General features: G+C 62.5%; 10 protein-coding genes and 2 pseudogenes. 4 read left to right on the plus strand and 8 right to left on the minus strand.

Annotated features, from left to right (window positions below; all coding sequences use genetic code 11):
* Window positions 1-131: 131 nt before the first annotated feature.
* Both ACIPZH_RS06045 and ACIPZH_RS06050 read right to left on the minus strand, forming a co-directional pair.
* Window positions 132-377: pseudogene (locus ACIPZH_RS06045) on the minus strand (DUF1016 domain-containing protein); the annotation flags it as partial.
* Between the two features lie 53 nt (window positions 378-430).
* Complete coding sequence (locus ACIPZH_RS06050) at window positions 431-700, minus strand: hypothetical protein (protein WP_267818776.1); 270 nt, start codon at window positions 698-700, stop codon at window positions 431-433.
* Between the two features lie 553 nt (window positions 701-1253).
* On the opposite strand from ACIPZH_RS06050, the gene ACIPZH_RS06055 reads away from it, so the two are divergent.
* Entirely contained in the window at window positions 1254-2975 is a 1722-nt protein-coding gene (locus ACIPZH_RS06055) for a SulP family inorganic anion transporter (RefSeq protein ID WP_400635535.1), read from the plus strand.
* A gap of 4 nt (window positions 2976-2979) precedes the next feature.
* On the opposite strand, the pseudogene ACIPZH_RS06060 reads toward ACIPZH_RS06055, so the two are convergent.
* From ACIPZH_RS06060 to ACIPZH_RS06080, 5 genes and pseudogenes are all read right to left on the minus strand, one after another.
* Window positions 2980-3307, minus strand: a pseudogene (locus ACIPZH_RS06060) (hypothetical protein); the annotation flags it as partial.
* Window positions 3289-3435 (minus strand): DUF2955 domain-containing protein, encoded by a 147-nt coding sequence (locus ACIPZH_RS06065; protein WP_400625931.1) that lies wholly within the window; start codon window positions 3433-3435, stop codon window positions 3289-3291. The gene ACIPZH_RS06065 and the pseudogene ACIPZH_RS06060, both read right to left, overlap by 19 nt.
* Before the next feature lie 77 nt (window positions 3436-3512).
* On the minus strand, window positions 3513-4331 hold the full coding sequence (gene ppk2 / locus ACIPZH_RS06070; RefSeq protein ID WP_400635537.1) for a polyphosphate kinase 2: 819 nt from the start codon (window positions 4329-4331) through the stop codon (window positions 3513-3515).
* 51 nt (window positions 4332-4382) lie between these two features.
* Window positions 4383-5003: an isochorismate family cysteine hydrolase YcaC gene (gene ycaC, locus ACIPZH_RS06075; protein ID WP_400635539.1), complete on the minus strand. Its 621-nt coding sequence runs from the start codon at window positions 5001-5003 to the stop codon at window positions 4383-4385.
* Between the two features lie 107 nt (window positions 5004-5110).
* On the minus strand, window positions 5111-6100 hold the full coding sequence (locus ACIPZH_RS06080) for a Fic family protein (protein ID WP_400635541.1): 990 nt from the start codon (window positions 6098-6100) through the stop codon (window positions 5111-5113).
* A 227-nt stretch (window positions 6101-6327) separates the two neighbouring features.
* On the opposite strand from ACIPZH_RS06080, the gene ACIPZH_RS06085 reads away from it, so the two are divergent.
* The 3 genes from ACIPZH_RS06085 (at window position 6328) to ACIPZH_RS06095 (ending at window position 9755) form a co-directional block, all read left to right on the plus strand.
* Window positions 6328-6717 carry a YybH family protein gene (locus ACIPZH_RS06085; RefSeq protein WP_400625925.1) on the plus strand — a complete coding sequence of 130 codons (390 nt, stop codon included), beginning with the start codon at window positions 6328-6330 and terminating at the stop codon, window positions 6715-6717.
* Between the two features lie 91 nt (window positions 6718-6808).
* The gene (locus tag ACIPZH_RS06090; protein WP_241806307.1) at window positions 6809-8311 is read left to right on the plus strand and encodes a cytosine permease; all 1503 of its coding nucleotides are present in this window, start codon (window positions 6809-6811) and stop codon (window positions 8309-8311) included.
* Window positions 8312-8324: 13 nt separating this feature from the next.
* Window positions 8325-9755, plus strand: a complete 1431-nt coding sequence (locus tag ACIPZH_RS06095) for an aldehyde dehydrogenase family protein (RefSeq protein WP_400635543.1) — start codon at window positions 8325-8327, stop codon at window positions 9753-9755.
* A gap of 270 nt (window positions 9756-10025) precedes the next feature.
* Here ACIPZH_RS06095 and ACIPZH_RS06100 read toward each other — a convergent pair whose 3' ends face one another.
* The gene (locus tag ACIPZH_RS06100; RefSeq protein WP_400635545.1) at window positions 10026-12425 is read right to left on the minus strand and encodes a DUF3772 domain-containing protein; all 2400 of its coding nucleotides are present in this window, start codon (window positions 12423-12425) and stop codon (window positions 10026-10028) included.
* Window positions 12426-12481: the final 56 nt, after the last annotated feature.

The raw sequence follows: 12481 nt of genomic DNA on the forward strand, positions 1-12481 counted from the left end.
TAAATCCGCGGCGCCCCGTTCGCGGGTAGACCCGCTCCCACAGGTACTGCGCCGCTCTTCAGGCTGGCGCTAACCTGTAGGAGCGGGTCTACCCGCGAACGGGGCGCCGCCGTTTCAGGCCAGTGAAAAGCCCCGGACTTGGGAAGACCAAGAAACTCCAACAGAATCGGATCACGCACAAAATCACGCGGACTCTGGCACCCCGTATGCACATTGGTCACAGCTTCCTACCTCACAGCCGCGCGATCTTGACTCGCCAACAGACGCTCGTAAAACAGCGTACCGATTTGCCGATTCAGCGCACGGCTGCTCCAATTCTGGAGGGCAGCTTCATTCATGTACCACTGCCGAGCGATGTCGCTGTCGACCTTGAGAAGCGATTGAGGAGGCCTCTGCGCGGCCAGTCGCTAAGAGACCTGAGGGTAAACGGTCAGTGCCAAGTAATATCTCCAGCCTCCCGAGTCAGCACCAATTCGGTCAACGCCCGCCCCATCTGCACGTTGTGCACGGAATTGACCAGCATGCCGATACCCGGCTCGCCGACATTGCCGCAGATGTATTCGTCGAGGGTGTCTTCAATACCGCGCAGTAACTGAATGACATAGAGCAATGCCTCGGCTGAGGGCATGTCGTTGTTGATGGTGTAGAACGAGCGGGAGCTGGGTTTTGCGGTGGGCGGATCAGGTACAAGCTTTTTCATGATGCTTCTCCGAGTTCAGTACACGAAGCCCCCACTCAACGTCCTCTCACAGAAGCAGGGTGGCAGCCGAACGCGGGGTGAGAGACCGGCGAACATCGGAATTCCGGCCAGGCAAACGCCTGCCCACGAACGGCTGCCATAACACTGGCACGATGTATCACCGGGCTCTCACACCCGATCGTCAAACCATGACGACCTGGGGAAATTAGCCCTGATACTCATCATCGACAACAGAGGAACGGCAGCTGCGCGCGTAGGATAATTCCCAAGCTAACTTGAACTGAAGTATTTGGTTTCAGGTTAGGAAAGATCCTACGCCTGAAGGCTTGCTCGGCAGTAGTGCCCAAAAAAACGAATGATGGTAAAAAACCCCGGCCAACGTTGACAGTAGTGGGTTGCTGTAGCCCGCGCAGGACAATTACCAAGCTATCGTGAATTGAAGCATCTGGTTTCAAGTGAGTACCTGGCTCACGCCTCGGGGCTGGCGCACTACCGCCTGTTTGCGCCAGCCTACCAAAAGCACTTCATGCGTCCTCCGCCCAGGAGCCCCACCATGCATGAAACACCTCCCCGCCCCGGCTTCGACTGGCAACGCTGGCTCCCCGGGCTGGCCACCCTGGTGCACTACCAGTTCGCCTGGCTGCCCAAGGACATCGCTGCCGGGCTGGTACTGACCACCATGCTGGTGCCCGTGGGCATCGCCTACGCCGAAGCCTCCGGAGTACCCGGCATCTACGGCTTGTACGCGACCATCGTGCCGTTGCTGGCCTACGCGTTGTTCGGCCCCAGCCGAATCCTGGTGCTCGGCCCTGATTCGGCGCTGGCCGCGCCGATCCTGGCGGTGGTGGTGCAGTACGCCGCCAGCGACCCCCAGCGCGCCATCGCCATCGCCAGCCTGATGGCCCTGGTGGCGGGCGCCTTCTGCATGATCGCCGGGTTGCTGCGCCTGGGCTTCATCACCGAGTTGCTGTCCAAGCCTATCCGCTATGGCTACATGAACGGTATCGCGCTGACCGTGCTGATCAGCCAGTTGCCCAAGCTGTTCGGCCTCTCGATCGATAGCCAGGGGCCCCTGCGCGATCTGTGGCAGCTGGCACAGGCCCTGATCGCCGGCCAGGGGCACTGGCCCAGCTTTGCCATCGGTGCCGGCAGCCTGGCGCTGATTCTGCTGCTCAAGCCCTACAAGCGCTTACCGGGCATCCTGATCGCCGTGGTGCTCGCCACCCTGGCGGTAAGCCTCTTCGGCCTCGACCAGATGGGCGTCAAAGTACTGGGTGAGCTTCCCCAGGGCTTGCCCAGCTTCGCCCTCCCCTGGGTAACCGACATCGACCTGATCGAGGTGCTGCTGGGCGGCATCGCCGTGGCGTTGGTGTCGTTCGCCGATACCAGTGTGCTGTCACGTACCTACGCGGCGCGCCTGAAAACGACGGTCAACCCGAACCAGGAAATGTTTGGCCTGGGGGTAGCCAACCTGGCATCCGGGCTGTTCCAAGGCATCCCGATCAGCAGCAGTTCGTCGCGTACACCGGTGGCTGAGGCGGCCGGCTCGAAAACCCAGCTTACCGGCATCATCGGCGCGGTGGCGGTGACCATCCTGCTGTTGGTCGCCCCCAACCTCATGCAGCACCTGCCCACCAGTGCGTTGGCCGCAGTGGTGATCGCGGCGGCATTGGGGCTTTTCGAGTTCGCCGACCTCAAGCGCATCTTTCGCATGCAGCAATGGGAGTTCTGGCTGTCGTTCACCTGCTTCGTGGGGGTTGCGGTGTTCGGCGCCATCCCCGGTATCTGCATCGCCGTGGCGATTTCGGTGATCGAGTTTCTGTGGGATGGCTGGCGGCCGCACCATGCGGTGCTCGGCCGCGTCGACGGCACCCGTGGCTACCATGACGTGCAGCGTTATCCACAGGCTCGCCGGGTACCGGGGCTGGTGCTGCTGCGCTGGGATGCGCCGCTGTTCTTCGCCAATGCCGAGCAGTTTCAGGCCAAGGTGCTGGCAGCTGTGGATGAGTCGCCTACCCCGGTGCAGCGCCTGGTGATTGCGGCGGAGCCGGTGACCAGTATCGATATCACGTCCGCCGACATGCTGGCCGAGCTCGACCGGGCCCTGGAGGCCCGGGGGGTCGAGTTGCAGTTCGCCGAGATGAAGGACCCGGTGAAAGACAAGATGAAACGGTTCGAATTGTTCCAGCACATGGGCGAGACGGCGTTTCACCCCACTGTCGGCGCGGCGGTGGATGCCTATCTGCAAGACACCGGGGTGAACTGGAAGCCATGAGCCGCTAAACGGCCTTGAGCCGACGCCGGTCGAGCCATATCAGCAAGGCACTCGCATACAGCGACACGGCCAGAAACAACGCCATGCGGACCGCAAACGCCCGATAGACGTCCTGGCCAGCGGCACTGTCCTGCACTGACTGCCCCAGCAGGATGAGCAGGGTGGTCAGGCAGCTTACCCAGTAGGCAGGGCTGTGCCGCGTGCTTGCCACCTGATAGAGCCTGCGCCCCTGCCAGCACCGGCGAGCCGATGAGTTCGCGGCTGGCATGCCGAGCCCGGGTTTCCCCAGCCTGCTGCCCAAGGCTCACCGCCTTCATGACAAGCGGCATGAACGCAACAGCACCGCGAACACCGGCGCCAATATGGGCACCGGCAAGCCACGGCCGAAACCCGCCACCAGGCAGAGCGCCACGCCTAGCGCCAGGCGCAGCGCGCGCAGGCGGCGCAGCTCAATAGGCATAGGACCACCGTGGCCTGAAGTAGGCTGCCGTCATGTGGCATAGGTTCGTACCCTTGCGACCCTGCGCAGTGAGGGAATCAGAAACGCTCTTGGACCACTTTGAAGGGATAGGCTATGGCTTTGTACTTACCGATCTTGCCGCGTTTGGGCAGCTTCACCACCTTGTCGCCGGTGACGTCCTTGTAGGGAATGCGCGAGAGCAGATGGCTGATGATGTTCAGGCGAGCACGGCGTTTGTCGTCGGAGTGGGCCAGAAACCACGGCGCCCACGACGAGTCGGAGGCAGCGAACATCTCATCGCGGGCGTGGGTGTATTCGTCCCAGTGGGTGTAGGACTTAAGGTCCATGGGCGAGAGTTTCCATACCTTGCGACCGTCATTGATGCGATCTTGCAGGCGGCGGGTCTGCTCCTGGGCGCTGACTTCGAGCCAATACTTGATGAGGATGATCCCTGACTCGACCATCAGCTTCTCCAGCAAGGGGACCACCGACAGGAACTTGCTGGCCTGCTCCTCGGTGCAGAAGCCCATTACCCGTTCAACACCGGCGCGGTTGTACCAGCTGCGATCGAAAATCACCACCTCCCCCGCTGCGGGCAGGTGGTTGAGGTAACGTTGGGCATACATCTGGGACTTTTCCCGTTCGGTCGGCGCCGGTAGTGCCACCACCCGGAACACACGCGGGCTTACCCGCTCGGTGATGGCCTTGATGGTACCGCCCTTGCCGGCACCATCACGGCCCTCGAACAAGATGCACACCTTCAGGCCCTTGGCCACGACCCATTCCTGCAGTTTCACCAATTCCACATGCAGGGTTTTGAGCTGTTTGTCATAGGCCTTGCCGCTCAGCTTCTCAGCGGGCGCCTGCAAGTCTTTCTTCCTGGACGGCTTGGCCATGACACGCTCCTCTGGGGCGAATGAAAGTCAGTATGGTCGATCCCCGGGGTTTTACTTGGCCAACTTGCTGTAGCTGGTCATCAGGTTGCGGTAGTCGGGAATGTGGTTGGAGAACAACGTGCCCAGCCCTTCGACATCATTGCGCCAGTCGCGATGCAGCTCGCAGGCCACCCCGAACCAGGTCATCAGTTGCGCCCCGGCTGCCTCCATCCGCCGCCAGGCCGAATCGCGGGTCAGCTCATTGAAGGTGCCGGAGGCATCGGTAACCACGAACACCTCGAAACCCTCCTCCAGCGCCGACAACGCCGGGAAGGCCACACAGACTTCGGTGACCACGCCGGCGATAATCAGCTGCTTCTTGCCCGTGGCCTTCACCGCTTTGACGAAATCTTCGTTGTCCCAGGCATTGATGTTGCCCGGCCGGGCGATGTAAGGCGCGCCGGGGAACTGCTCCTTGAGTTCTGGCACCAGCGGCCCGTTGGGACCGGTTTCGAAACTGGTGGTGAGGATGGTGGGCAGCTTGAAGTACTCGGCCAGGTCGGCCAGTGCCAACACGTTGTTCTTGAAACGGTCGGGGTCGATATCGCGGACCAGCGACAGCAAGCCGGTCTGGTGATCGACCAGCAGCACTGCGGCGTTGTTCTTGTCCAGACGTTTGTATTGGAAGGCCATGACAGATCTCCTTGCGAACGCAGGTTGGGAGTTTCAGCGTAGGCAAGGATTGAGGTTGGGATACGCCGTCAGTCGGCGAAGGCCTGGATGATCACGTCCACAGCATGTCAGTTACGCACTCGTCGGTAGTGCTGGGTCGGACTGCGCGGTGAATCTGGCTCTGTCATTTCGATCAGCCCTGCAGCCAAAGCAGGTTTCAGATAGCTTTTGCTGAACGTGGGGCGGTGAGAAAGTCCTAGACGCTGCATCAACTCATTGCTTTTCAACGCTGAACCCGGCGGAAGAATACTCAAAAGGCTGGCTACTTGATCGGTTACTTGATCGGTTACTTGATCGGTAGCCCTGGCTTCAACAAGTGCCTGCAGCAGAGCACTCAGCATGAACTCAGCAAACGGTGTTGCCTCAGCTGCCTGGTCTGAAGCTGCAAGCGCTGCGTAATAGGCGTCCTGTTGCTCACGGATAACAGTTTCCACCGGCATGAATGCCATAACAGGGCGCCAGCGACTTAGCAGGAGTGTCTGCCATAACCTCCCCATCCGCCCGTTACCGTCAGCGAACGGATGGATGAATTCAAATTCGTAATGAAACACGCAGCTTACAATCAGAGGATGCCACTCACTGCGGGCCAGCCAATGCAGAAGGTCCTGTACCAGCGTTGCAACCCGGCTGGCGGGTGGCGCCATGTGCAGCAGCTTTGCCTCACGGTAGATACCCACGCCACTCTCGCGGAAGTGACCTGCATCATCAATCAGACCCTGCATCAGTAAACCGTGCGCAGTCAGCAAATCGGATTGACGATCCGGCTGCCAGGCCGGCATCGCATCGTAAGCAGAGAAGGCGTTGCGGACTTCCTGGATCTCGCGTGGCAAACCCATTACTCGCTTTCCATCCAATAGCGCGGTCACCTGCTCGACGGTAAGGGTATTGTTTTCAATGGCAAGCGATGCCTGGATGGTCCGTATACGGTTACCTCGGCGCAGTTGGGGTGTGAAGGTATCCTCCCGATAAGCCGTCAGTTGCCCCACGCACTCACTGATCTCGGCGACCAGTGCCAATATTCGCGGCGTTACTGTCAGCGGCGGCTGATAATTGCTCATCGCCTGTATTTCCTTTGAATTCAAAAGACCTGAAGAGGGGCTGCATTGCCACCCATAGGCCACACGCAATTGCCTTCACCTTATCCACTGCTATGGCATGGGTAAAGCAAGCGGGGCTGTTGGTTCACGAATTTCTAAACTAATTATTTCCCCCCAGCGATTTTTCCCCCCGCCCCTCCCCACCAGAATCGCTTCACCACAATCACAAAAACCGTGAGGCCACTCCCGTGGACCAGACACTCCAGGTACGGCAGGCCGCCGCCGACCTCGTCGCCGCCTTCGCCAGCAACGACACCGCCCGCTACTTCGCCTGCTTCAGCGAAGATGCCACCTTCCTTTTCCACACCTTGGCGCAACCGCTGCTGTCGCGCGGTGCCTACGAGGGCCTCTGGGCCCAATGGCAGGCCGATGGCTTTGCCGTGCTTAGCTGCGTTTCGAGCAATGCCCAGGTAAGCCTGCAGGGTGATGTGGCGGTTTTCATGCACGATGTTGCCACGCACATCCGCATCGCTGGCGAACAGCAGCAACTGGCCGAGCGCGAAACCATTGTGTTCCGCCGCCACGGCGAACGCTGGCTGGCCTGCCATGAGCACCTGTCGGTCGTCACCGCAGCCTGATTCACCTTTACGCGGCCCTGCCGCCCTGCCATCGCACCCACAAAAGGGCCGCGCCCCGCGCCGGCCTACAACAACGCGCTGGAGCATCACCATGAGCCACTCGACCGGTATCGAGACCAATGGCGTCGAACAGATCCCTGACGATCAACGCGACGCCTCCCCGCTGGACCTGTTCCGCCTGATCTTCGGCGGTGCCAACACCTTTGCCACTGCCGTGCTGGGCAGCTTCCCGGTGCTGTTCGGGCTGTCGTTCCAGGCTGGGGTCTGGGCGATCCTGCTCGGCGTCGGCGTGGGTGCGCTGATCCTTGCCCCCATGGGCTTGTTCGGTGCGCTCAACGGCACCAACAACGCGGTGTCGTCGGGCGCACACTTCGGCGTGCACGGGCGCATCGTCGGCTCGTTCCTGTCGCTGCTCACCGCCGTGGCGTTCTTCTCGCTGTCGGTATGGAGTTCCGGCGATGCCCTGGTCGGCGGCGCCAAGCGCCTGGCAGGGCTGCCGGAGACCGACCTGACCCTGGGCCTGGCCTACGGCCTGTTCGCCACACTGGTGCTGGTGGTGTGCATCTTCGGCTTCCGCTTCATGCTGTGGGTCAACAAGATTGCCGTGTGGGCCTCGAGCCTGCTGTTCCTGCTGGGCATCTTCGCCTTCGCCGGCCCATTCGATGCGGGCTACGCCGGGAGCGTCAGCCTCGGCCAGGGCGGGTTCTGGGCAGCCTTCGTCGGCGCGGCGATCCTGGCCATGAGCAACCCGGTCTCGTTCGGCGCCTTCCTGGGCGACTGGTCGCGCTATATCCCGCGGCAAACGCCCAAGGCGCGCATCATGCTGGCGGTGATCGCCGCCCAGGCTGCCACGCTGATTCCGTTCCTTTTCGGCCTGTGCACCGCGACCCTGGTGGCCACCCAGGCCGCGGACTATATCGCCGCCAACAACTATGTGGGTGGCCTGCTGGCGATTTCGCCTAGCTGGTTCTTCCTGCCGGTGTGCCTGATCGCGGTGATCGGTGGCATGTCTACCGGCACGACTGCCCTTTACGGCACCGGGCTGGACATGTCGAGCGTGTTCCCCCGCCTGCTCAGCCGCGCGGGCGCCACCGTGCTGATCGGGGTAATGGCCATTGCCTTTATCTTCATCGGCCGCTTCACCTTCAACCTGGTACAGAGCGTTTCGACCTTCGCCGTGCTGATCATTACCTGCACCAGCCCGTGGATGGTGATCATGATTCTCGGCTTGATCACACGTCGCGGCTTCTATCACGCCGACGACCTGCAGGTGTTCACCCGCGGCCAACGCGGCGGCCACTACTGGTTCCTGCATGGCTGGAACTGGCGCGGCATGGGGGCGTGGATCCCCAGCGCGGTGGTCGGCCTGTGCTTCGTCAACCTGCCTGGGCAGTTCGTCGGCCCGCTGGGCGACCTGGCTGGCGGCATCGACGTGAGCCTGCCGGTCACCCTGAGCATGGCCGGTGTGCTTTACCTGCTGCTGCTCAACCTCTTCCCTGAACCTGCCGGCGTGTATGGCCCCAACGGCCCGCGCTGGGTGCGCTGCAAAAGCACCTCACACACGCCGGTGCTGAACCCGGCCGAAATAGCCTGACTGGATAACGATCATGACCACTTCCCACTACATTGCCGGCCGCTGGGTCGAAGGCCTGGGCAGCGACTGCATCAGTGTCAATGACCCTGCACTGGGCCAACCTTTCGCCGAATTGATGGCCGCCAGCGTTGCCCAGGTCGACCAGGCCGTGGCGGCGGCGCGCGAAGCCCTGCCCACATGGAAGCAGGCAGGCGCCAGCGAGCGTGCGGCCTACCTGCGCGGTTTTGCCGAGCAGCTCGGGCAACGCCGTGAAGCATTGATCAGCCTGCAAATGCGCAACAACGGCAAGCCTCGCCACGAGGCCGAAATCGACCTGGACGATGCCATAGCCACCTTCGCGTATTACGCCGACCTGGCCGAGCAACTGCCGCAAAGGAACCGCGAAGTGGCGTTGGCCGCACCGGGCTTCACCGCCCGCACCCGGCTGGAGCCGGTGGGTGTGGTCGGCCTGATCGTGCCGTGGAACTTCCCGTTGGTGACCAGCGCGTGGAAGCTCGCACCGGCCTTGGCTGCAGGCTGCACCGTGGTGCTCAAACCCTCGGAAATCACCCCACTGATCGAGCAGGCCTACGGCCAGATCGCCGATACCCTGGGCCTGCCTGCGGGCGTGCTGAACATTGTCAACGGCAAAGCCGAGACCGGCGTCGCACTGAGCAACCACAGCGGTGTGGACAAGCTGTCTTTCACCGGCAGCAACAGTGTCGGCAGCCAGGTGATGCGCAGCGCATCGGCACAGTGCCGGCCGGTGACCCTGGAGCTGGGCGGCAAATCGGCAATCGTGGTCTTCGATGATTGCGATGTGGACCAGGCGGTAGAGTGGATTGTCGCCGGTATTACCTGGAACGCGGGGCAAATGTGCTCGGCTACCTCTCGCTTGCTGGTGCACGAGGGCATTGCCGATGCGCTGCTGCCACGCCTGCAACAGGCACTGGAAACGCTGCGCGTGGGTAACCCACTGACCGAAGAAGTGGACATGGGCCCGCTGACCAGCCAGGCGCAATGGCTGAGGGTTGCCAGCTACTTCGCCACAGCCCGTGAAGAGGGGCTGCAGTGCCTGGCCGGTGGCAAAGCGCTGGACCGCGACGGCTGGTTTGTCAGCCCGACGCTGTATACCGACGTACCGGTGGGGAGCCGTCTGTGGACTGAAGAGATCTTTGGGCCGGTGCTGTGTGCGCGCCGTTTCACCACCGAAGCACAGGCAATTGCCGAGGCCAACGACAGCCGTTTCGGCCTGGTCGCCACGGTTTGCTCAGCGGACCTTGAGCGCGCCGAGCGGGTGGCCGATGCGCTGGAAGTCGGGCATGTGTGGATCAACTCGGTACAAGCGGTGTTCGTCGAAACGTCTTGGGGCGGCACCAAGGGTAGCGGCATCGGGCGCGAGCTCGGGCCTTGGGGGTTGTCGGGCTACCTGTCGGTCAAGCATGTGACGCGTTGCCTGGGCTGACAGCTCCGTTATGGGGGCTGCTGCGCAGCCCATCGCCGGCAAGCCGGCCACCGCGACCGCGTAGTTCTTCAGATCTGCGCTTTACCTGTGGCCGCAACTGTCTTGCCCAATCTCTAAAAGCCGGCGCAATCCATGTGGGAGCCGGGCTTGCCGGCGATCACCGGTGAAGCCGGTGCCATTCACCGCTGCGCCTGTATCGCCAGCAAGACAGTCGCTCCCACGTTCAGCCCTGACACAGCACCACCGCAGGCCGGCTTGCGCGCAAAGCCTTCACGCCGGCTCGTCGCCCTGGCGCGCGCCCTCCTGCACCAGCACCATGCTCTGCGGTGAAGACAGGGCAATGCCCTCATCACGCAAACGCCCCAGGATGGTGAACAGCAGGTCGCTGCGCGCCCCCGACACCTGCCGCGGCCCCGCCACATAGCCACTGACACTGATCACCATACCGCTGGCCGTCAGGTCCTTGAAGGTTACCGACGCAGCCGGCGCGTCCAGGATCGCTTCATGCTCGTGAAAAGCACTCAGCAGCAGGTCGCGAACCTGGTTGGCATCGGTATCCAATGGCAAGGTCAGGGTAATGCCCACCACGCCCAAGGCATTGCCCATGGTCACGTTGCGCACGTTCTGCGAGATGAACTGCGAGTTGGGCACGATCACCGTGGAGCGGTCAGACATCTGGATCTCGGTGGCGCGCACGTTGATGCGGCGAATGTCACCCTCGACGCCGGCCAGGCTCACCCAATCGCCCACCTTCACCGGGCGCTCGGTGAGCAGGATCAGACCGGAGATGAAATTCTGCACGATCTGCTGCAAGCCGAAACCGATACCCACCGACAGCGCACTGACCACCCAGGTCAGGCTGGTGAGGTTGATGTGCAGCGTCGACATCACCAGCATGGCCAGGAACAGGAAGCCCAAATAACCGACCAGCGTTACCAGCGAGGCACGCATGCCGGCATCCATGTCGGTTTCCGGCAGCAGGCGCTCGCTCAGCCAGCGCTTGAGCACACGGATACCGAGCATGCCGCCCAACAGCAACGCCACGGCCAGCAGGATGTCCTGGGGCACGATGTTCAGGTTGCCGAGTAATTTGCCACCGGTGCCGTCCCAATCGCCCAGGCTCAGCAGCAACTCGCCCGGGCTGGTGCCAGAGGGCATAAACGCCAGCATCACGGCCAGGAACAGCAGGACCGTGCGGCTGACACCGGTCAGGATGGTGCTGACCTGCGCCTGGTGGCGTGGTGCCAGGCCCAGCGACGACGCCAGTGCCAGGCCGCCAGGTTGGCGCGGTGACAGCAGGATTTCGCACAGGTCAGCCAGGAAGGTGGTCAACAGGTAGGCGCAGGTGGCGACCACACTTATCCACAGCAGCTTGGCAGTGAGGAAGTAGGCCAGGGTGAGGTAACCGGCCAGCAACGTCAGCAGGATCAGCCCGACCCACACCACGATCACGAATGGGATCAACCCTGCCAGCCCGGTCGGGCGCGCCAGCCCATGTTTGCGCAAGGTACGGCGGTAACGTACCAGCGCCGCCAAGAAGATCGCGGCCACCACCAGCGCGGTCAGGCCATTGATGGCGACAGTCAGCGCCAGGCTGGTGCCGATCACACTGTTGATGCGCTCGAAGGTCAGCATCACCATCAGTGCCAGGGCCAGCAACTTGGGGAACCAACCCAGAGCAGTGGCCACTTCGTCGGGGATCGGCGGCAGGCGCCAGGATGGCCGTTGCAGCATCAACATGGCCCGGCCAAGGCCGGTGATGAACGCACTGAACACCACGAGCAGGAGGAAGTGGTTGGTCAGGTTGGCCATGTCCGAGCCCAACCTGGCACTACTTTCAAGGCCCCAGCGCAGCAGCGACACGGCACCGGCGATGGTGCCCAGCGTGGCCAGGCTCACGCTCAACGCCAGTGCGCTTCGACGTAGCCGGCCTTCGGGCAGCCAGCGTACCATGGCCGCTGCGAGCAAGCGCTCAAGCACCAGGCGGACCAGTGTCCAGACCAGGGTCGCAGCCACCAGGCTGGTGATGAAGAGCCCGCGGTGTTCAGCGCTGAAGGCACTGGCGACGGCATCGACCGCCTCGCCGCGCAGGTCACGCAGGCGCATCACATCGTCCTCGGTAGGACGGATCAGCGACTGCCAGAAGGCAGGGCTCAGCGGGCTGGCCGCGCGACTGGTAACTTGCGAGTTGAACTGGCTACGGCGCAGGTTGACGATTTGCGTGGACAGGTCGCGCGCCGACTGGGTCAGCTTGGTGGCCTGATCCTGCTCAGCGAGCACGGACTTTTTCTGCGCCTCCAGCTCCTTGCGCTGCACGGCCAGAGTGGCGGCTTCGTCCTTCTGCACCGGGCCGAGGACCTTGAGCTTGTCGTCGAGGCTCTGTACGTCGGCAGCGCGCAAGCTACTCAGCGCATCAGCCTGGCGCTGGACCTGCACGGTAGCCATGCGCAGTTGCGAGAGCAGGTCGTCGTTGGCGTTGCTGGTCACGCCCTGACGAATCTGGTCGAGCCTGTCGCTCAACTGCTCGATGCTTGCGTTTTCATCAAGCACCGGCAGTTCGCCGGCAACCAGGTTGGCAACCGGCACGGAGGCCGACCAAGCCGGCGACGCCAGCGCCAGCATCAGGGCCATTACACCCAGGTAAAATCGGGCAAGGCAGGCACGCCTCATCGAACGTTCCTCATCACAAGGCTATTTGGCGGTGGATTCTACGCGGCTTACGGCGT

Origin of the sequence: Pseudomonas sp. NPDC089758 (assembly GCF_044748705.1) — a bacterium.
In the GTDB taxonomy this organism is placed as follows: Bacteria; Pseudomonadota; Gammaproteobacteria; order Pseudomonadales; family Pseudomonadaceae; genus Aquipseudomonas; species Aquipseudomonas putida_X.